19 protein-coding genes are annotated in these 20,455 nt (G+C 42.6%); 1 reads left to right on the forward strand and 18 read right to left on the reverse strand.

Annotated elements, in window-relative coordinates:
- Nucleotides 1–107 precede the first annotated feature (107 nt).
- On the forward strand, nucleotides 108–1,208 hold the full coding sequence (locus tag A0256_22760; protein ID AMR34065.1) for a hypothetical protein: 1,101 nt from the start codon (nucleotides 108–110) through the stop codon (nucleotides 1,206–1,208).
- Nucleotides 1,209–1,210: 2 nt separating this feature from the next.
- Here A0256_22760 and A0256_22765 read toward each other — a convergent pair whose 3' ends face one another.
- The 18 genes from A0256_22765 to A0256_22850 all read right to left on the reverse strand — a co-directional run bounded on the left by A0256_22765 (nucleotide 1,211) and on the right by A0256_22850 (nucleotide 20,455).
- The gene (locus A0256_22765; protein AMR34066.1) at nucleotides 1,211–2,467 is read right to left on the reverse strand and encodes a glycosyltransferase WbuB; all 1,257 of its coding nucleotides are present in this window, start codon (nucleotides 2,465–2,467) and stop codon (nucleotides 1,211–1,213) included.
- A 209-nt stretch (nucleotides 2,468–2,676) separates the two neighbouring features.
- Nucleotides 2,677–3,489, reverse strand: coding sequence for a glycosyl transferase family 2 (locus tag A0256_22770; protein ID AMR34067.1), 813 nt, complete (start codon nucleotides 3,487–3,489; stop codon nucleotides 2,677–2,679).
- A 17-nt stretch (nucleotides 3,490–3,506) separates the two neighbouring features.
- Complete coding sequence (locus A0256_22775) at nucleotides 3,507–4,052, reverse strand: acetyltransferase (protein ID AMR34068.1); 546 nt, start codon at nucleotides 4,050–4,052, stop codon at nucleotides 3,507–3,509.
- Nucleotides 4,053–4,310: 258 nt separating this feature from the next.
- Nucleotides 4,311–5,531 carry a glycosyl transferase family 1 gene (locus tag A0256_22780; protein ID AMR34069.1) on the reverse strand — a complete coding sequence of 407 codons (1,221 nt, stop codon included), beginning with the start codon at nucleotides 5,529–5,531 and terminating at the stop codon, nucleotides 4,311–4,313.
- Nucleotides 5,532–6,635 (reverse strand): hypothetical protein, encoded by a 1,104-nt coding sequence (locus A0256_22785; protein ID AMR34070.1) that lies wholly within the window; start codon nucleotides 6,633–6,635, stop codon nucleotides 5,532–5,534.
- A gap of 12 nt (nucleotides 6,636–6,647) precedes the next feature.
- A complete protein-coding gene (locus A0256_22790; protein AMR34655.1) occupies nucleotides 6,648–7,943 on the reverse strand; it encodes a hypothetical protein in 1,296 nt (431 codons plus the stop codon).
- Nucleotides 7,944–8,038: 95 nt separating this feature from the next.
- Nucleotides 8,039–9,274, reverse strand: coding sequence for a glycosyl transferase family 1 (locus A0256_22795; protein ID AMR34071.1), 1,236 nt, complete (start codon nucleotides 9,272–9,274; stop codon nucleotides 8,039–8,041).
- 194 nt (nucleotides 9,275–9,468) lie between these two features.
- Entirely contained in the window at nucleotides 9,469–10,413 is a 945-nt protein-coding gene (locus A0256_22800) for a hypothetical protein (GenBank protein AMR34072.1), read from the reverse strand.
- Between the two features lie 6 nt (nucleotides 10,414–10,419).
- The gene (locus A0256_22805) at nucleotides 10,420–11,856 is read right to left on the reverse strand and encodes a hypothetical protein (GenBank protein AMR34073.1); all 1,437 of its coding nucleotides are present in this window, start codon (nucleotides 11,854–11,856) and stop codon (nucleotides 10,420–10,422) included.
- A 5-nt stretch (nucleotides 11,857–11,861) separates the two neighbouring features.
- On the reverse strand, nucleotides 11,862–12,584 hold the full coding sequence (locus tag A0256_22810) for a hypothetical protein (protein ID AMR34074.1): 723 nt from the start codon (nucleotides 12,582–12,584) through the stop codon (nucleotides 11,862–11,864).
- Nucleotides 12,581–12,982, reverse strand: coding sequence for a hypothetical protein (locus A0256_22815; protein AMR34075.1), 402 nt, complete (start codon nucleotides 12,980–12,982; stop codon nucleotides 12,581–12,583). Before A0256_22815 ends, A0256_22810 begins: the two co-directional genes overlap by 4 nt.
- Nucleotides 12,975–13,217: an acyl carrier protein gene (locus A0256_22820; protein ID AMR34076.1), complete on the reverse strand. Its 243-nt coding sequence runs from the start codon at nucleotides 13,215–13,217 to the stop codon at nucleotides 12,975–12,977. Before A0256_22820 ends, A0256_22815 begins: the two co-directional genes overlap by 8 nt.
- 7 nt (nucleotides 13,218–13,224) lie before the next feature.
- Complete coding sequence (locus A0256_22825) at nucleotides 13,225–14,943, reverse strand: hypothetical protein (GenBank protein AMR34077.1); 1,719 nt, start codon at nucleotides 14,941–14,943, stop codon at nucleotides 13,225–13,227.
- 102 nt (nucleotides 14,944–15,045) lie between these two features.
- A complete protein-coding gene (locus tag A0256_22830) occupies nucleotides 15,046–16,200 on the reverse strand; it encodes a hypothetical protein (protein AMR34078.1) in 1,155 nt (384 codons plus the stop codon).
- Nucleotides 16,201–16,208: 8 nt separating this feature from the next.
- Complete coding sequence (locus tag A0256_22835) at nucleotides 16,209–17,339, reverse strand: hypothetical protein (protein AMR34079.1); 1,131 nt, start codon at nucleotides 17,337–17,339, stop codon at nucleotides 16,209–16,211.
- 365 nt (nucleotides 17,340–17,704) lie between these two features.
- Nucleotides 17,705–18,238: an acetyltransferase gene (locus A0256_22840; GenBank protein ID AMR34080.1), complete on the reverse strand. Its 534-nt coding sequence runs from the start codon at nucleotides 18,236–18,238 to the stop codon at nucleotides 17,705–17,707.
- Between the two features lie 3 nt (nucleotides 18,239–18,241).
- Complete coding sequence (locus A0256_22845) at nucleotides 18,242–19,336, reverse strand: hypothetical protein (GenBank protein ID AMR34081.1); 1,095 nt, start codon at nucleotides 19,334–19,336, stop codon at nucleotides 18,242–18,244.
- Nucleotides 19,337–19,390: 54 nt separating this feature from the next.
- Complete coding sequence (locus tag A0256_22850; GenBank protein AMR34082.1) at nucleotides 19,391–20,455, reverse strand: NAD-dependent epimerase; 1,065 nt, start codon at nucleotides 20,453–20,455, stop codon at nucleotides 19,391–19,393.

The raw sequence follows: 20,455 nt of genomic DNA on the forward strand, positions 1-20,455 counted from the left end.
TTATCAATTATTATTACCACATTTAAATAAAAACACCCATCGCACTTTCTAAAACAAGCCTAAACAGCTACTTTTAACAAATACTAAGAAAATGATTTCAGCCTTTCATGAGCACAAAAAATAAACAAAGGAAGTTGTCCCTTTTTGATAAAATTGTTTTGGGATTAAATATTATTGCAGCTTTATTTTTATTGCTAAGCTATCTTTCCCCCAGTGTTGATCCGAGGGATTCAGTTTTCATATCATTACTCGGCTTTCTGTATATCTACCTGGTATTGGGCAATATTTTGTTTATTCTATACTGGCCCTTCCGCAAACCCGTGTTTGCTATAATTTCTGCCTTGGCTATATTACTGGGATTCGGCACTTTTTTTAAATATGTAAGCTTTAACGGTACAGAGGCCAAGAGTTCAAAAAACGCTCCATCCGAAATCCGCATACTCCAATATAACGTGCGTAAATTCGAGGGGATTGATAGGTTTTTAAATATGCCCATCCAAAACGAAATTGTTAAGGTGATAGATGATAATCAGCCGGATATTGTTACAATGGTTGAATTTAGAAAAGCTAAAATAAACCATGATTCAGTTAGTACCAGTTTGCGAAACGTTAGTAAACTCGGGTACAATTATTTTAAATCATTTTACCTGGACAAGCAAGACTCTACAGGTAATGTTGTTTTTTCCAAGTACCCAATTTTGGCTGCAGGTTCGGTAGATACCTCCTCCATGTTGAATACTAAAGCTATTTATGCGGATATACTGTATAAAACCAGAAAAATCAGAATTTATAGTTTACACCTTGCAGCCGTAACTATGAACGATAAGAAGAAAAAAAGGGTACTTGGCGGACAAGTTGGATTTGCCCAGGCCTTCTATTTAAAAGATAGGGTATCAGCAGCGTTTATAGCCAGAAGCTACCAGGTTGATCGTATAAAACGACATATCGAATCATGCCAGTATCCTTATATTATAACCGGTGATTTTAACGATACCCCTAATTCATACGCCGTAAATGAACTGGGTGAAGGCTTAAACAATGCCTTTGTAGAAAAAGGTTCAGGTTTTCAAACAACTTATTTCAGTAGTTTCCCACTTCAAATAGATTATATCCTGACTACTAAAGACTTCGATATTGTAAATTATAATGTTTTAAACAAAAAGATCTCAGATCATAAACCTGTCATCAGCGACGTGCGTCTGAACTAAGTTTACCCAAGAAAGTCCGCAACGAAATTATTCATTACCTTATCAACGTTAAGATATTGTACGGCATAGTTGCGGGCATTTTCTCTTTTAGCCTCCAGGTGTTCATCAAGTTTTATTTGCAGAATCTGGCCAGTAAGCAAATCTTGCTCATTTTTATCTTGCGGCTCTACCACGTAGCCAAAATCATAATCATGTACCATATCATACAACGAGGTACCTTTGGCTGCTGTTATGATACTGGCGCCCCCCACTGCTAAAATAGTGGTCAGTTTGGATGGCATCACCAAGTCGCCGGCATCAGCAATTTGCAAAACCAAGTGAATATCTGCCATATTTAAAAGTTCGTTAAATACTTCTTTTGCCTGCACTGGCAGAAATGAAATATTGGTCAAACCCTTGAGGACGGCCTGCTCATGCAATTGGTCTTTATATGGGCCTGAGGAGCAAATAACAAATTTGATATGGTCATGACCCATTAGGGCTTCCGCCGTTACCAGGATGCGTTCAAGCCGTTGCTTTACACCTACCGCGCCCGAATACAAGCATACGATATCAGCCTCCCTGTAGCCCCACTTTGTTTTAAGCTTATTGCGGTTGGGTAATGGATAATAATAATCTGTATCAACCCAATTAGGAAAAAAAAAGATCTTTCTATCAACTTTAGCTTTTATCTTATTAATCATTCCATAAGAAATACTGCTAACAAAATCTGCTTTTTCTAATATATTGTGTTCCACCTTAAAAAGGCCTGCCAACACCTGTTTCCTCGAAAACAATTTCAAGTCACGAGCGGCTTCGATTTGCATATCCTGGATATGATACAGTAATTTACCACCATTCATTTTCCTCAAAAACAAGCCAAGGTAGGCAAGGTGAAACGGCGGGGCAATAGTGATGATCAAATCGAACTTTGTTTGGGCAACCATGAATTTAAATACCATAAAAAACTTGGTAACCCAATACGAAAAATCTTGCACTGCGCGCTGTTTACCGGTAGGGTCACTTGGGATGTAAGATGGGCACCGGTAAACTGTTAAAGTTGCTTTATTACGGGGATTTAAAATGACTTCTTTTTTATACCACCGATTAGTATAAGGTGCCTGAACCTTCCAAAAAGGATAATACGGAAAAGTTGTAATTACGGTACAATCATAGCCACGGTTAACAAGCCAGCTAATCATTTCACCGTTATACTTACCAATACCAATTGGCTCGGGAGAGAAATTATGACTTATTAAAAGTATTTTCTTCTTATCCATTTATATCCTAAACCTTCGGCTAATAATATTTATAACTTCAGTAATCGCAAAGAATAATATCTAAATATAAGAGATTTTTGGAGGAAAATTCTAAAGACCTTATCACCTTTTTAGCAAATGCCAGGATTAAAAACTTAATATCCATCTTAACATCGGCAGAACTAGTGAGTTAGGGAATCTAATACCGGTTATTTATAAAACACCCGGTATCATTTAGTTTTACTCTCTTTTGTTTTTAGTACAATAAAGTACTCGTAGATGGATTGCATTGTAGCATAAGTAATGCCGGTTGCTCCATCCAAAAAAGCTCTTCTCGCAACCACCATATACAACCACTTCACTAAAGGCCTGCCAGGTAGCTTGTAAAAAATACCTTTTTGGTGATACCTGCGTTGCGTAAAATCAGTGCTAAATAAGGCTTTTCGCACCGAAAATCTTTCACTTTTATCAATTTGCTGCAATCTCATCTGGGCTTCCATATCGGCATAGCCTAAATGCCTTGTAAACCAAAATTTAAACCCTTTGCTAAAAGGATAGTGATCCAGGTAACCCTCAATTTTTGAAGTCGACCCATCCGGCACCGATAGTGGGTTCACCAAACGTTCATAACGCATTTTTTCCGGCCTGAATAACCTCAAATAAAACGGCGAAACCTGCGCATGTTTCAGCCATTTACCGTTCCATGCAAAATCCCTGCGGCGTACTTCATAAGCTGCATGCTTATTATCTGTATCAAATGAGTTTAACGCGGCCAGCAAAGATGGTGATACACGCTCATCTGCATCGATATATAAAACCCAATTGTACTTAAATTTGATATTGCTTAAACCCCAATTTTGATGGGCGGACCAATTGTCAAAACTACGCTGAGTAATTTGGGCTCCCGCGCTGCTGGCAATCTCAATGGTACGATCACTACTAAAAGAATCGAAAACATGGATATCATCGCACCACTTCACCGATTCCAGGCAGCCGGGCAAATCTTGTTCTTCGTTCCTGGTAAGTATTAAAACCGATATCATTATTTTACTGGCAAAATCTAATCAACCATTACCCTCGCCTTGATTGGTTTGCACGGATGCCCCGCACATACCATCCACTCGGGCATATTACTTACAACCACTGCACGCGCCCCTATAACACACCCATTGCCAATATGCACACCGGGATGTACAAATGCTTCGGCGGCAATCCATGCACTGTCGCCAATATAAATTGGTCTGGTTATTAAAGGAGAACCAACCCGTGTATAATCATGGGTCCCCGCACACAGGTTGACTCCCTGCGATATTACCGCCCGCCTTCCGATGGTAATTTTTCCCTGGGAATACAAGATAGCTCCACTGCCAATACCGCAACCGTCACCCAAATCCAGATTCCAGGGGGCCCAGATTCGCACCCCGGGATAAACATGTACGCCTTTACCCACCTTGGCACCAAAGCAGCGCAACAAGAACGAACGCCAGGGATGAAATGGCTTGGGTGAAAACCTAAATAAAAACAACGCGATCAAATTCCATATAACCCTGGCCATACGGTTGGAAAGAGAAAATGATGGCCCGGTATGGGTATCCTTATTGATCATTTAACAAAAATAACGGTGATTACCCGGCTAACAGAATTGAAAACTTGTTTCCTAATGTTGATTGAATGCTATGGCGATTTTATACGCAACTTCCCTGTTTAAACAATGATACTAAACTTATGCTTTTTTTTCAAAATATTATTTGTTTGTTACCAGGGAAACAACAGTTTAAAAAAATCAGAAATTTAAACACGTACTTCAATTGCTTTAAAAATCTCGTTTTATAAAAATATTGATCCCCGAACCCAAAATCACTTCCTATTGCACGTGATCCGAGATGGCATTTATAAAGTGTTTAGCAACAAGGCTTATATCAAAGTTAGAACGGAACACATTCAGGGCTTTGTTGCTCATCTCCACTTTTGCATCCTCCGAAAGACTCATCCAGGTATTTAATAAATGGCTCGTACCGGCAAGTGTATCATCGGCAATTACCCCACCGCCACCTTCTTCAATTTCCTTCCATATATTAACCTGCCGTGATACAAGGACGGCTTTCTTGCAAGCCATAGCCTCAACAACCGCAATCCCAAAATTCTCCTGATGGCTTGGGAGCACAAACGCATCGCATGTGTAAAGCGCTCCCCATTTTGCGTCTCCGGTTATCATTCCGGTGAACAACACATGTTTTTTAATATGCGGGTAAGTTGCTACGAGCCGCTGTATTTCATGCCCATAAGCCGAGCTTGCACCGGGACCTGCTAATACTAATTTGTAACTTGGCTTATTGTGCTCAAGCGCATTTTCCATTGCCCCGGCATAGGCCTTTACCAAAGTACCTACTCCCTTTTTCTGATGAATGCGACTAAAAAACAACAGGAACGGATGTCCGTTCAAATCCGGGCATAGTTGCATAAAGGCCTTTTTCATCTCCGGTGTATAATCCGGGGGTGCTATTATTCCATAACCCACATTCACTTCTTTTTTGGGGTGGTATGGCTTAAATGCCTGCCTGGCCAGCTCCAGTTCGGTTTGGCAGGTAAAAAATAGCCCATCGGCATCGTTAACTACCCGGCTTTCTATAACCTTCCAGTAAAGCCAATTCCTGATCGCTTTAAGTCTGCGGTCTTTAGCACGCTGAAAATAGGGATCCAACATCCCATGTGGCATTACATAAAGTTTGAGTGGCAGCGGTGAGGCTCCTTTTTTCTTCGCCTGTTTAATGAGCGTTGTCCTCGCGCTCCAGCCGGCATAGCTTGAATACAGCCATAACCCATTAATAATTATAACATCAAAACGCGCCATATTTGCCAGGAGCCATGGCATCAGCTTAGCCGAGTATTGCCATGGGCCAACCGCAGGCCCTAGTGCGTGTATCACAAAATCATCCATCCCTAAAAACGGACTGTTAGGATCATCCAAACTTACTACCTCGCGGTTAATGCCAATGCGCATCAACTCGGGATTGGTATTTCTGATTCCCTGGCAGGGACCGCCGCTTGCAGGATTCATGCTTGCAATTATGTGCAATAGCTTCATTTAAGCAATGTTAACGTTTGAATTTTTATCTAATAGTTCCAGCACCGCCATTTTAACTTCTACCGGGGAGATGGAAAGGATACATTTTTTTTTCTCCTTGATGCATATATCTAAATTGCACCCTGCACAGTCTGTTTTATGATAGATAATTTTATTAAAGTTGCCCCGGGGATACCACTGGCGGGGAAAATGCCGGGCAGAAAAAACCGCTGCACAGGGGGTACCAACCGCTGCTGCCAAATGCATAGGCCCGCTATCGTGCCCAATAAAAACCCGGGCCAGTTTTAATATCGCACCCGATACCCGCGGAGATGTTTTACCGCACAGATTTAATGCCTTGCCACCCCATGCTTTAATACAATTATCGGCTTGCTCAAATTCATCAGCGCCACCTATCATAACAAGGTGGTGCCCGGGAAGCGCTGGCCCCAGCTGTTTAAAAAGATTAAGCCAATTATACTCCTCCCAGTGATTTACCTGGTTTTTGGTTCCTGTACTAGCTACTATGACCGCTTCGCCAGGCAAAATTTCTTTAAGCTCGACTGCCGCGGCTGCTTTTTCCTGCGGTGTTAAGCGCAAGTCCCAGTAGCGATCATCCTGAAGGTTAATATAGCCAAGGGCCTTCACTCTGCGGGCCAGTCGCTTTGCCTCCCACTCCAGATCGCCGGTCTCGCCGTCGGTCACCAATTCAAAATCTTCCCGAAGAGCTGGAAAGCCTATCATTTGCTTAATACCCGCTGCTTTAAAAAACCACCAGTCTCTCCGCACCACAACTTTAGTTTTAAAAGTATTGCTCAACGTTCTGACTCCGGCCAGATAGATCAGCGTATCTATCTTCAAGGCGCGAATTTGCATGATCAGATTAAATAAGGTGGTAACGCTGCGTGTACCTACCGGATAAGCGAGTACCCTGTCGAAAAAATAATCATTGCCTAACACGCTTTGTAACGGGGCCGCTTTGTTAGCCACGGGGCTATTCGTTAGCAAGGTAATGTCGGCATCCGGATAAACTAACCTGATCTGGTGAAAAACAGGCAGCACCATAATTGTATCGCCAAGGCTGCCCAAGCGGTATATCAATATTCTTTGAGGAGCTGCGGCCATCTCTGAAACGGATTAAATACGCCCGGGGGTTCGATAGTTCAGTCCAGCTATAGTTAAGCCCCCCATCATTATTCCGAAACCAAGAGCCGTTGGCTGTGCCCACTGACCTTGTACAACAGCCTGGAAACTAACACTTACCATTAGCCAGGGCAATAAATTATTAAACTTTAACCGCTTGTACGATTCCCTGAGCAGTTTTAAGCTTAAATGCATTCTAAAAATAATTGCGGCGATGCCAAAAACAGCCCCCATTTCTCCAATCATTCTTCCCCATTCACCTTCGGACACCAGGAAAATATCAGAACGCCCTATTAACAATTTTGCGCCCGCATTGGTACCAATTCCAACTCCCAAACCAAAAAACGGCAACTCTCCACTATCAAACGGTTCCATAATACCGGCCCCGATCCGGTTCAGGATGGAATTATCAATGGTACCCTCGCTATTACTGGCTTCCGTAAAACGGCTGGTTAACACCGTTATGGCATTGTTGAAAAACTGTAAATTACTTAATAATGCAACAATTACTGTTAATCCAATTACCGCACTTAATATTCTGCCTAAAAGCTTTGGCGTATTTATTACCGAAGCCAGCGCAAAAACTACGGTCAAAACAGTTTGTACCAATAGTGCCCTACTGATGGAGATAGGAATAGCAGATATTAAAGCTATAGTTGCACAAATGAGCAAAACGCGGTTCACCTGCTTCAGGTTCAACCAAAAATACACTACAAATACACCAACAAGAGAGAAAAACTGGGTGTTACCGGTGGTAAAGGAAAAGGTACCCGGAGGCCTGAAATAACCCAATGAGCCGCTAAAACCTCCTCCCAATGAATCGGCACCAATGCCTTTATTTACAAATGCGCTTTGGGGGCTGTAAAATTGCAGGGTGATCAGCAAAAACATAGGGATGGACATCCAGAGTACAACTCGCCCCATTTTAAGAACGTCCTCCAAATCAAATATCTTGCCTATGACAAATATTAACGGAAAGTGAAACAACAAAATACGCGCACCGTAACAGGCTACCAGCAAGTTATGATGCCCTACCAGCAACGCTGTAAACAAGGCGAATACACCAATAAACCACATTACGTTTACATAGCGCGACACCGGCAACAGGCCGTTTCGAAATGAAATTATCAGAATATAAATAGCAACCGGGTCGCGCACAACAAGTAATGGCGTGGCCAAACCGGGGAGTACCCATTTGCGCAACGAACCTTCAAAAATAAGCAAGACAAAGTAAAACCAGATACCCTTTTTAAGTGACACAATTGCTGATAATTCTGTAAAACGTTTTATACTAAGGGTCCGTTTTAGGTAACCATCCGCTTTGCTTTTGTCTACTAATATATTTTCATCAGAATAGGTCATTTTAAAAAATTTCTACCTCGTTATTAATTGTTAATACCCTCAACAAGTTCCTGTCCGTATTTAGCCCAGGGCCTTTTCCGGGCGGCAGCCATTGCAGCTGTCCCCGTTTTTTTGATAAGTGCCGGGTTACTCAATATTCTTTCTATTGCTGCTTTTAGCTGATCTGCAGCCCCGGCCTCAATCAGCCAGCCATCTTCCCCGTCAGTGATAATATCAGGGCCTGCAGTTCTTTCCGTTGTAATTACCGGGGTTCCCTGTGCCATAGCTTCTGTAATTACCAATCCAAACCCCTCAAATAAAGATGGGAAGATCAACACATCGCTTTCACGCATTAATTTTAAAACCTCGGCATGTGCAAGGCTGGGAATCCATTTGTGCCTGGCCAGCGCTTCATTCAATACGGCACAATCAACCGCCATTTTTCGGCCTACAACCGTTAATGACACCCTTTTACCAAAATCTTCAACAGCCTCAAACAGATCTGCTATCCCTTTCCGTTGAGATAAGCCGCCTACAAAAAGAATTTTTAAAGGCCCGGTTTTTCCGGCCGATTGATATATCCTGCCCTGCGCAACGGCGGGAAACGCATAGGGGATAACCTGTATTTTAGCTAATTGACCGGGGAAATAATCAAGGGTCTTGGCCGTAAAGCTGCTTGCTACAAAAATTTTATCTGCAAGTTTAAGCTCTTCGTCTTTCCGGGCAAGTTTCGAATCAGAATCCTTTAAGCCGGTTAAGGTTACAGCCCAATCGGGCCAACGTTCGGCCTCTGCTGTGAGCATTTCCCTGGCAGCGCGCCAGTAACCTATGGGTAAATCATACAGGCATTGTAATCCTAAATTTTTCGCCTGTTTAAATGTTGCCAAAGCACCGTCTTCGTAGGCGTAAATTGCATCGATAGGGTTCCCCTGCTGCAGGCCTTTTAAGCGATGCGCAATTTTACTGTCTAAATCCCGATAGACAGCGTCAACACTTGCCCAACCCTGTTCGTGCCTTACGGGCTTTGATAAACCTAACCGTGGCATGATCAATCTTGCCAGTTCTCGTGTGGGGTGTGATCTGATTATATTTTGCGGTATTGGATAGGTGCGGCGCAGCCATTCTTGCTTTAACGCTGATGGCAAAAAATTAAGCCACGCAGAATTAGCATTTGCAGCAACGGTAGTATCAAATTCCGCCAGCATGCCATTGTTATGCAATGCCAGCAACAATGCCCTAACAAATTCATTACCTGTTGCATGCGACAGCATTACCTTCATACCTATTAAAAATCTTCTGAAATAGCCGAAACATTTGTTTCAACTCTAAAGTAAAAAAAATGTAGCGAAATCGGCCACACAACTCTGGTAATAATTAGTAACGCTGCCAAAGACGGTCATCTAATTTTTTGCGGATTAAAACTGCACCTGTTATCGACACCATCACGACGTCTATTTTCCTCTAAAATAGCAAATTACCTGTCTATTTTCTTTGCAATATCCTCTGCCACCAGTCGGGTACGAATAGCTACCCCCTGCCTTGTTAAATGATAGGGCGAATCGTTACAGTAAATATCCTTAGCTATGTAACGTTCTGGCCTTGCCGAAAATGGCACATCAATGCTTTTTAACTGAGCTTCAATTTTTTTTATAATAAACTGTTGGTTCCGGAATGACTGGGCCTGTAAAGTAGGCGGCAAAACTATCAACTTCGCCCCTTTTGATTTTACAAATCCATTAAAATCTTTTAAAAAACGCATGGCTTCAGGATTTACCTGCTCCCTGCCGTTACATTTTTCTTCGGGCGCAAAAGGGATTTTAACTTGCTGCCAATGCGCGGATAGATCACCATAGCCATTAAAACTTCTTCGTACCGAAATATCGTTGAACATTCCTTTTGGATGCCCGGCAATTGACGTATTAATTTCCGACACGGTGTAGTGTGGCAGAAACTTAGCCAAGTGGATTATTTGGCCCATATCCAGATACGCGTTTCCACTTGGATAAATATCAAATAAAATGGCCAGTAGTTCGCGCGAGCCGTTCCACCCTTTTTCATCCAAACTTTCATCGTAACAAGTGTACTCGGCTGCAATAACTACAATATCACCTTTCTTTACATAAGGCTTAACATCATTCAACATAAATTTAAGCCCGAGCCAAATTGCTATAGCGGTATTTACAACCGGCATCTGGCAGGAATCAGCAACTAATTTGCTGTCTATCCCCATGCTTACATTAGAGCCGCCTACAAATATTATTTTAGGTTGCGTTGTTTGCTGTAGTAATTTGTGCTTATCGGGCAATACCGCCATGATGCTGTTTTCGTAAGTAATGTTGCGCAAAAGAATTGGAGGCAACATAAAAAGCACAATGGTGAGAACAAGAAAGGCGCTAAGCTTGATTAAAAATTTCAACATTATTCATCAAAATTTAACGTACATAAATCCAGCTTCTTTTGAATCTTCATTTGAAATTATGATAAGTATCGTGCAGAAAATCATCAGATAAATACCCCAGCGCAAAATGCCATATTTTAAATTCTGAATTTGTAAAACATGCTGTTTACTCCGCTGAAACCATTCAACTACCAAAAATAATAAAACAGGCGCAACTAAATATGGCTTTGCATCCACCGGGTATAGCCTAATGGATGTTGTAAAAATGCGGGCAAAAAATTGAGCCGCATCCGTAACCGAGTTTGATCTGAACAGTATAAACGAAAAACTAACCAATGTAAATGTTTGGAGCATGTTGGCTAGCTCAGGCAAGGTGGGCAGCTTCTTTGTAGTATCTGTTTTAAATTTTTTGTTAATGGTACCACGCAGTATAGCGGGTATATAATATAAGCCATGCAATATCCCGAAAAGAATAAAAGTCCAGTTGGCACCATGCCAGATACCGATTACGGTAAAATTGATCATTACGGCCATCACCTGGCCCCAGGTTTCGTAGTCTCTAAAACTAATACTCAGTGGCGTGAACACATACTCGGTAAGCCAGCTGGTGAGCGACATGTGCCATTTTCGCCAAAACTGTGAGATGCTTTGGGCAAAAAATGGAAAATCAAAATTTTTAGTAATGCTGAAACCCAAAAGGCGGGCTATCCCTATCGCCATATCTGAATAGCCGGAAAAATCAGTATAAAGCTGGATAGCAAAATAAAATGTACCTAATAATAAGGTACTCCCGGGCAGCGTATGGTAGTTGCTGTATATATTATTGCAGATACCGGCTAACTGGTCTGCAATCACTATTTTTTTAAACAATCCCCACAATATCTGCCGCAGGGCATCAACAGCGGTATCGTAATCAAATGTTCGGCTTTTTTCCAGTTGGGGCACCAGGGTTTTAACCTTATCAATTGGCCCGGATAAAAGTGAAGGGAAGAATGCCACGTACGAAAAGAACACTACCCAATCGGTAACGGGTTTTATTTTATTCTTATGCACGTCAAACAAATAACTGAGCGTTCTGAAGGTATAAAAGCTAATGCCCAGCGGTAATACAAGATTCAACAACCCGATGTGCAGGCCAGGGAACACAGCAAGGAACGACTCAATAAAAAAATTGCTGTACTTGAAATAAATCAGGATACCAATACTGATAATGCTTCCGAGATACATCATCAGGTCTTTCTTTTGCTTATCGGGAGCCTTAGCTATCCGGATACCTAAAAGGTAATTGATCAGCGATTGGATAATTAGTAACGACAGAAAACGCCAATCCCACCAGGCATAAAAAAAATAGCTGCCCGCTAAGATGAGGATATTTTGAAGCCGGAGGCTGTTGCCCACCACAAACCAGTACAGGAAGAAAAACACAACAAAGAAAGCTACAAATGGTAATGAGTTAAAAACCATGTTTGTTACTTAATATTTGTAGCAGCATTAATCAATATATCTATACCATTGACCTGAGCGGTGGTATTGGCCAAAAAATAAATCGTTTCTGCAACCTCTTCTGTAGTGAGCAGGGTTTTTAGCGGATGGTTCTGTCTGATCTGCTCTACCATTCGCTCGTCTATATCGCCTGTAAATTTTGTTTGCATAAAATTAGGCGATACCGTATTGGAAGTGATATTAAACCTGCCATTTTCTGCCGCCCAAACTTTGGCCATTTGTTGCAGATAAGCTTTGTTGGCAACATAAATGGCAGCACCTGCCGGCGGTGTATTTACCAAAGCAGCCGTTAAAACAGTGATAATTTTGCCCGCTTTTTTCTTGCGAAAACTGCTGATTGCAGCCTGCGTAACGGCTAGGGTAGGCAGCACGGAATCTTTAAACTCCGCCAAAAAGTCTGCAGGCTGGGTTTTGTGGAAATGAGTTTTTAAAAAACTGCCGGAATAGGCATTGTTAATCAGCACATCTGGGTTAATAGCTGCTATTTGCAGCTTTAAGCTGTCAACACTTTCCTGATCACTGAAATCACACCGGATGCCTGACGTATTAGGGAAAGCGCCCTCGATAGCTTTTGCCTTTGCTACTGATTGATTGTAAGTAAAATACACTTTAAATTCAGCACTACGGGCCATACGAGTTGTGATTGCCGCTCCCAAGCCTGACGCGCCTCCTGTAATTAAAATGATCATACCAGTATCCCTATTTGTATTTTACCTTTTGCAACTATTTTAGCATCGCAATTTTTGAATTGATATTTAAACTCAACTGCTTTAACAGCTTCATAAATATTGGTTACAGTTGCAGTAAATGCCAGCACATCGTTTAAATAAACCGGGTTTCTAAACTGAATTACCTGGTCATGTATGATCACTTTTTTATCGGGCAGGCATTCACCCACAAAGACAGATAAAAAACCATTTAAAATATTGCCGTGCATTACCCGACCCTTAAAGCCAAATGATCTGGCAAAATCATCATCGGTGTGCAGCGGATTGCGGTCATTAAAAATGTCAATAAATCCTTCGTATACCGCTGCTGTAACTGCAAAGGTCTTTTCAAACGTATCGTTTATTTCGAAATTAAACATTTTTAGAAATGATACAGTCCAGCATTTCACCCACGTTTGCCCAGGTTTGGATCTCGTACGACGTAAATTTTATTTTAAAAGCCTTTTCAACTGCCACTACCAGGTGAATGTGGTTTAATGAATCCCAATCCTCTACATCAGCAGCAGTAGTTTCATAGGATAGTACGATGCTTTCATCATCCAGTATGTCTATAAAAACATCATTTACCTTTTTCAGCATTTCACTTTTTTCCATCTTGCATCTATTTAGTACTTATGTAACATTCTTTTGGTTGGTAGCTGTCCAGATCCAGGTACCAATAACCGTCTTGTTCAGCAAAACCAAGATTTTTATAATGATCTTTCACCAATTCATTTTTTGCGGTTGGTATATATTCGGCCTTAATACGCGTATAATTATTTTGCATGGCTACAGCTGCAATTTTATTTAACACGAAGCTTTCCATACCGCGTTTTAGCACCCTGCAACTCATAAACCAGGTATCTATAAATAGATCTGTTGCATCTTTTTTCAGCACAATGGCACTGATTAAACCGTTATCGCCAAATTTATCTTCCAGCGTAAAAGACAAGGTAAAGGTATCTTCGTTACTAATCAGTTCCTCCAGATCTTGCTCTGTATGCCTAACCGTTCTGAGATTAAACTGATTAGACCTTTGCGACAACTGGGCAACCCTCGGCAACGTAAATTTATTAAAAGCCTGTACAATTGAAATCATATCCAGGCTTTTTAAAAAATCACTTTCGTTGGTAAAGCTGGTTTGTTGGGCAACCCTTTTTGCTGCTACCTGGTAAAGTTTGGTACGCTCCAGATCCTCACTAGAAAACGAGATGGTTTCGAACAGGTTCAAATTGTATAAGTGTTCCAGGTACTCGGCAGGATCTACCGGTAATTCGGGTATGATGATACCAGGAATGTTTTCGCGAACGATGTTTCTTTCAAAAGGGTTATCATCTAAGAACACCATAGAGTCGAAACCGATGTTCAAAACAGCCTGGATCTTGCGGATGTTTTCCACCTTGGTATCCCAATTGGCCATAAATACAGTGATATCCTCCAGCCGCAACACCATATCCGGGTGTTTTTCAAATGGCTCTTTGGCTACTGATTCGGTATTTTTACTACATACCGCTAAAATTATTCCTCTGTTTTTTAGCTTTTTTGCCCAATACTGAAACTCGGTAAAAGCCTTACCTATCCCCAAACCACCGATCTCTATATTTTCTAAACCGTCATCACCTATTACACCGCCCCAAATTGTATTATCCAGATCAAGGATGAGGCACTTAATTACCTTGCCATACATAGCGGCTATCACGTCAACGGTACGGGTAGCAATCAGTGGTAATACATCTATACTCAAAACCATTTCGCTATTTACATACACCGACGGTTGAAAAGTTGCGGCACGACCTACTTCATTTTGAACGGCTGCCATATCGCAAAGATAAAAACCAGGGTTGGCGGCAGTGTAAACCATTAATTCATAGTTCAGTTTACGCAGTTGATAAGTAAACGAAGCCGGTACCTTGTTGGCATAGCTGCCAAATACCGAATCGTTGATCTCCGGATAATTATAAAATATAACCTTTGCAGTTGAAATTTGCCCAATAGTTTGGGTTAATGTAGCTATCAGCGATAACTGCTGATCAGCAAACAGGTGGTATTGTTGCGGCTGTAACTGGCTATATTTATTTAAAACCTTATGGGTTGATTGGAAAATAATGATGAGCTCGGGTGCAGCATTATACAGATCTGATGTGGGATCAAAAATCTGCCGCTCCACCTGGCTAAAATCAGCCTCCCAGATATCTAAATTAAGCTGGTATTCATAACCAACCGCGCGGATTGCCTGGGTTAAGAATTGTGTTGCGCTATCACCTAGCAGAGCGATTTTTACAGCCTTTAAATTTGAAAAGTCTTTTTTTAAATTTTTTTTGAGCTGAGAAAAGGCCTTCATAGATTATTTAGGTGCGCAATAATTTAGGATAAAAATATAAAATTTATATGATAAGCTGCTGTAATTTGTGTTGCCGGCGGATATTTATAAAATGGGCAGGTACTAAAATATTGGGGTGTTTTGCATTGCCTTCGATATCACCTGTAGGTTTTTTTCACCAAAATATTGCCGGCGGGCGTCCTGCCAATCTGCCCCGGTGGTTTTTAGAGCCATTATATTTTCAAGGGCCGTAAAGCCTGCCTTTTTACCTTGTGTACTCCACATCGCACCCAGTTTTGTGGTATTAAGAAATTCCGCCAGCGTGCTATCGTCAGGGCCGTGACCAAAAACGGGCCGCGCAGCCTGTAAATAGCTGGTCAGCTTGGTTGGCAGGCTGGTTTTAGAAAACGTATGCAGCGTTTTTGTCAGCGGATACATACAATATACAAAATCGCAGGCGGCAAGGCGGGAAATCACTTTTTCTTCGGGCAGGGTCTCAAAAAATTCAATGTATTCTCTCAGGTGCCTGGGAACATCTTTCAGGCTTAAGTGACATCCCCACATTTGTAATAGTGCGGGTTTGCCTTTTTCAGTAAAAAACGATTTTAGCAATTCAAGAAATTTAAAAAGATCTTTTTTATCATAAATAGAGCCGATATGGCCTATCCGTATTCCATCCTTTTCTTTAGTCTCACCGTTTATACAGATCGAACGCTCCGGCAGGTAACGATGACAAATTTCTCCCCTGCGGGCGGTTAAAGTGCGGTAATAATCGCGCATCCCGCTGCTGATCACATCAAAGGAGGCAACCGCTTTCAGCGTTTTAATTGTTAACTTTTGGGCCAATCTATTCATCACCCGGTATCGTACAGAGCGTGCGCAAAGTGCACCTGCCCAATCATCATGCACCGTCATGTGTACAGGGCGCCACTGTTGGCGGATGCTCAGCTCCAGTGCAATGCGTAAACCTTCGTTATGCGAAACAACCCAATACGCATCGCAGTCCACGGCCAAAAGTTGATCAATGATGTTATCCAGGTAAACAACCTTGTTACCAGCCAGCATTTTCCGGGTTTGTAAAATATCCTGCAATATTGCCCCCCCCATGAGCGGTTGCCCCAGGTAGCCTTGCTCATAGCCCGGCACAGTTTGCGGGTTAAGATAATACCAGGTGATATCCAGTTGCGGTAAATTGGGCACTAAACTTCTTAATATAGCGCCACCACCACCAACAACCGGCGAATGGGCGGTAAAAAGGGCTATCTTTTGTTTTTTCATCAATTACTTTAAGTGCTTAATAAGGCTTTAACAAATATATCAGCAACTTGAAAAACGTTGTTGGGATAGGCATCATTCCGCCCGGCTGCCACGCATGTTTCAAAGTTACCCGGGCGATATTCAAGAACGCCGGCCGGCGCTGCGGGCAGAGCCACACCGGTTGGTGTCCATTTTTTTGCTACCGATAGTACTGGTAAGCCATGTTCGCGCATGGCTGCGTACGAACCGCTTTTTTCAATCACCGCAAGGGCCGTTGCCGATAAGCCAAATGTTGCCCCTGATAATATGGTTGAAATATGTTCGGCAGACTGCTCTCCCAAAATAACAGCCGGTAATCCTTCGCTTTTAAAAGCATTAGCCCAGCGGTGCTGCTCGCTGTTGCCCCGGCCTAAAATGGTTAAAGTTACCTGCCTGCCGCTTTGTTTTGAATAGGCTGCAGCCTCAGCAGCAAATTGCGTTATCGGTGCACGATCATGAATAGCTCCAAAAACCACTAGCGCGATCCCTTCTGTTAATCTATTCGCACGCGTTGCTGCCACAACCGGGATATTAGCAAAAAGGGGTAAATACGCCGCTTCAACGTCCATTTTACCTAGTAATTGCTGGTAAAGATGCGTTTGGGTATTTACCATCTTCGGCTGCAGTTTTTTTAATAGTGACCTGATCAATACCCGCTGGCCCCGGCCCCATAGTTTAAGCTTGGGTGATTCTTCATCTGCCATGCCTACCCATAACTCATGAAACATCACATGCCAGTTAGCCGTGTTGTTTAATGACGACAGTAAGACACCCAAACCTATTTTTAACCCTTTGGGATGGTACCCAAAAGGCACAAACTGTAAACTGATCCATTGCGGATCGAAAGCGCTTATCCAGGCTTTTGCCCGGGCCATCCGTTGCTTCATCTCTAAAAAAGCAGGCAGCCTTAATACCGGTATGTTGATGCCTTCAGCCTGTTGCGATTCTTCAATGTCCACAGTAGCATCCCGGTCATTTAACGAAACTATTGCGCAGCTATGGCCTGCTTTGATCAAGGCAGCAGACAGGCGCCGGGTATAGTCGCCTACACCATCCTTCCCTGGCTGCAGCGAGCTGCAGATAAACACGATGCTCAAATATTTAGGGCCTGATGACGGCATTATGCTCTATATTTTTTGAATGTTTTTACAAAATACGATAAAAATATCGCTCGTTATTTTGTACACATAAATTACTCCTTTATAGTGGATTGCGAAATATTATGCAGATATTAGCAAGTTTAACAAACGATCCATAACCTATTTTTTTATTTCACACCAGCTACTTGTTTCCAACAATGGGAAAACCATTTTTATACTGTAAATCCTGCAATCAACCTTATCATTATCGTAAACCTTTACCTTTTTTGGTAAAACCTTTGCAATTTTTCATACCACTGCAGCGGCTGTTTTGTGCAAGATGCCTTACATCACACTACAAGATTATGACTGCAGCCAACTTAAACAAGTACTATATATAGCTAGTACTACTGTAGCAACCGCCTGTATGATAGCTGGTAACTTAAATCTTTACTGCGCATCCGCAATAGTTTAGCAGGAATTCCGCCTACAATTTGATAAGGCAGTACATCATTGGTAACAACGGCGCCTGCAGCAACTATTGCCCCCTTTCCTAACCTTACGCCGGGCATAATGGTTGCCCGCGAGCCAATCCAAACGTAATCTTCTATTTCAACTGGCCGGTCGCGGCCTTTAAAGTCGGCCGCATCCGGATCATGGTCGGCAGATAAGATCATCACTTCCTGCGATATGGATACGTTATCGCCAATGGTGATGCGGCTTTTATTATCCATCCTACACTTTGCATTAATGACCGAATTTTTGCCGATACTGAAAAAACAGGTACAGTCAAACGTGCAATCCATAAATATGGCAGCGTTTTGGCCGATGCTGTATTTCATTATTTTACGATAATAAAATTGCCTGATGGTATGGCTGGGTATAACCGCCACCCACCGGTTACAAATATAGATCCTCAATTCAGCTAGGAAACGCCTCATCCTTTACGGTGTTGTTAAGCCTTTATACTGCCAAAACTGTTGCTGAATGTGCTCAAGATCAAACTTTTGGCGAGCCAGCATTTTGGCATTTTCAGAAATACTGCTTTTATCGGCTATCAAATTTAAAATATCTTTTGATAGTTTCTCTACATCCTTTTCGCCGCAGCAAACGGCGGCATTGGCCGATCGCAGCAATTTAGCAGCTGCAGCATTTGCGGGCCCGTGATATAAAATGGCACCTGAAGCGCCCAGGTAACCTATCATTTTTGTAGACAGGCTGTACAGGTAAAAATCGGGCCGGGTAAATTTGATAGGGAGATATAGCATAGTGCTGCTATCCAGCTCGCTTTTCAGCTCAGCATCATCTATTGATACCTGCCGGTATTCGGTATCAAAAGTACGGTTCTCCAAAAACGGAATGTATTGTGTGCCACGCAGCACTAGTTTAAATTGATGCCCGTCCTTACGCAGCAGATCCAGCGCATCTGCCAGGATCCTAAACAGTGGGATATAATCAATGTGCAGGAGGCCCGCAAAATAGACTACCATAGGTGAGGTATGGCCTTTTGCAGGTGTGCTCAATTCTGCGGCTGCCACTCCATCTGTTATCAGTTCAAATTCAGCAGCGCCAAACAAGCGGCTGTACTCGTTGCCCAATTCCTCCGAAATAACCAAACGCCTGGTGGCTCGTTTCCATAGCGCGTTTGAGTTTGCATACGATCCAAATGTGGTAGAAAAATGATCGTGAAAGGATACCCAAACTTCTTTATTGATGCAAAACTCATCGGTACATAAAGCTGCACCGAACGGCCCGTGATCTACCACATGCAGCACATCGTAATCAATTTTTGAGGCCGCCTGCCGGATCTTGTTGATGGTATTTGACTTAAACACACCATGCCTTAACCAGGTAAGCCATTTACGCACTTTCCAGCGCGCCCATTTCCGCACAGTGGGCGAGGCATATACAATTGTTTCTTCAATCGTTCCGTGCTGGCCCATCAGCGGTTTTTCTTCCACCACTAATGAAATCACCTCCTTTTCCCGGCCTTTAAACAGGCGGCGAAGAATGCGGTTCCCTCCGCCATTGGAGTACAAAGAAAAGGGCTGAAAAGTTAAAAGTTTCAATGGGGTCTTACTTTTAGGTGCGCCTTATACTCTGCCACTTTGTGCCACCACTATTTGCCTGATGGTTTCCGCTAACGAGATGGTAATATCCCAGCTTGGATAGTGCTTGCGCATCTTGTCGAGATTGGAAATGTAGCACATATGATCACCGATGCGGTTCTCATCTATATAAGTATATACCTGTTCTTTCCCTGTAAATTTCTCGGCCAGTTTAAACGCCTCCCATATCGAGCAGGAGTTAGCCCTGCCCCCGCCAATGTTATACACCTCGGCAACGCGCGGTGCAGCGATGAAAGCATCTATAAAGCTGGCCACATCATAGGAGTGGATATTATCCCTTACCTGTTTGCCTTTGTAACCAAATACCTTGTACTCGCGGCCTTCCACATTACATTTAACCAGGTAGCTTAAAAAACCATGGAGCTCTACACCTGAGTGGTTTGGCCCGGTTAAGCAGCCGCCCCGCAGGCAGCAGGTCGGGATACCGAAGTAACGCCCATATTCCTGCACCATGATATCTGCCGCCACTTTGGATGCACCAAAAAGAGAATGTTTGCTTTGGTCTATCGAAAATTCTTCGGTGATGCCATTGGCATAATACTCATCTGCATAATCCCAGCGGGTTTCTTTTTCAACCAATGCGATGGTGTTGGGCCGGTCGCCGTATACTTTGTTGGTAGACATGTGCGCGAAGGGAGATTCCGGGCAAACCTGCCTTACAGCCTCCAGCAAATTTAGCGTACCTACCGCATTAGTATCAAAATCATCAAATGGAATGGCCGCTGCGCGGTCATGTGATGGCTGCGCCGCGGTATGCACTATCGCATCTGGCTTAATTTCTTTTAACAATTTCAGCACCCCTGCCCTATCACGGATATCAACTTCATGGTGAATAAATTTGGCACCCAGATCTGTTTGTATGCGGTTTTGGTTCCAGCGGGTATCCCCTTGTGCACCAAAAAATACAGCGCGCTGGTTATTATCCACACCGTGAATTTCCCAGCCAAGACCGGCAAAATGGTAACAAACTTCTGATCCTATTAACCCGGAAGAACCGGTGACCAATAATTTTTTTGCTGTATTTGGCAT

It is taken from the genome of Mucilaginibacter sp. PAMC 26640 (assembly GCA_001596135.1).
Classification (GTDB): Bacteria; Bacteroidota; Bacteroidia; order Sphingobacteriales; family Sphingobacteriaceae; genus Mucilaginibacter.

Bases quoted from the DNA above. Each gene is read 5' to 3' on its own strand.
- A0256_22760 (AMR34065.1), top strand. From the start codon at position 108: ATGAGCACAAAAAATAAACAAAGGAAGTTGTCCCTTTTTGATAAAATT.
- A0256_22765 (AMR34066.1), bottom strand. From the start codon at position 2,467: ATGGATAAGAAGAAAATACTTTTAATAAGTCATAATTTCTCTCCCGAG.
- A0256_22770 (AMR34067.1), bottom strand. From the start codon at position 3,489: ATGATATCGGTTTTAATACTTACCAGGAACGAAGAACAAGATTTGCCC.
- A0256_22775 (AMR34068.1), bottom strand. From the start codon at position 4,052: ATGATCAATAAGGATACCCATACCGGGCCATCATTTTCTCTTTCCAAC.
- A0256_22780 (AMR34069.1), bottom strand. From the start codon at position 5,531: ATGAAGCTATTGCACATAATTGCAAGCATGAATCCTGCAAGCGGCGGT.
- A0256_22785 (AMR34070.1), bottom strand. From the start codon at position 6,635: ATGGCCGCAGCTCCTCAAAGAATATTGATATACCGCTTGGGCAGCCTT.
- A0256_22795 (AMR34071.1), bottom strand. From the start codon at position 9,274: ATGAAGGTAATGCTGTCGCATGCAACAGGTAATGAATTTGTTAGGGCA.
- A0256_22800 (AMR34072.1), bottom strand. From the start codon at position 10,413: ATGTTGAAATTTTTAATCAAGCTTAGCGCCTTTCTTGTTCTCACCATT.
- A0256_22805 (AMR34073.1), bottom strand. From the start codon at position 11,856: ATGGTTTTTAACTCATTACCATTTGTAGCTTTCTTTGTTGTGTTTTTC.
- A0256_22810 (AMR34074.1), bottom strand. From the start codon at position 12,584: ATGATCATTTTAATTACAGGAGGCGCGTCAGGCTTGGGAGCGGCAATC.
- A0256_22815 (AMR34075.1), bottom strand. From the start codon at position 12,982: ATGTTTAATTTCGAAATAAACGATACGTTTGAAAAGACCTTTGCAGTT.
- A0256_22820 (AMR34076.1), bottom strand. From the start codon at position 13,217: ATGGAAAAAAGTGAAATGCTGAAAAAGGTAAATGATGTTTTTATAGAC.
- A0256_22825 (AMR34077.1), bottom strand. From the start codon at position 14,943: ATGAAGGCCTTTTCTCAGCTCAAAAAAAATTTAAAAAAAGACTTTTCA.
- A0256_22830 (AMR34078.1), bottom strand. From the start codon at position 16,200: ATGAAAAAACAAAAGATAGCCCTTTTTACCGCCCATTCGCCGGTTGTT.
- A0256_22835 (AMR34079.1), bottom strand. From the start codon at position 17,339: ATGCCGTCATCAGGCCCTAAATATTTGAGCATCGTGTTTATCTGCAGC.
- A0256_22840 (AMR34080.1), bottom strand. From the start codon at position 18,238: ATGAGGCGTTTCCTAGCTGAATTGAGGATCTATATTTGTAACCGGTGG.
- A0256_22850 (AMR34082.1), bottom strand. From the start codon at position 20,455: ATGCCAAATACAGCAAAAAAATTATTGGTCACCGGTTCTTCCGGGTTA.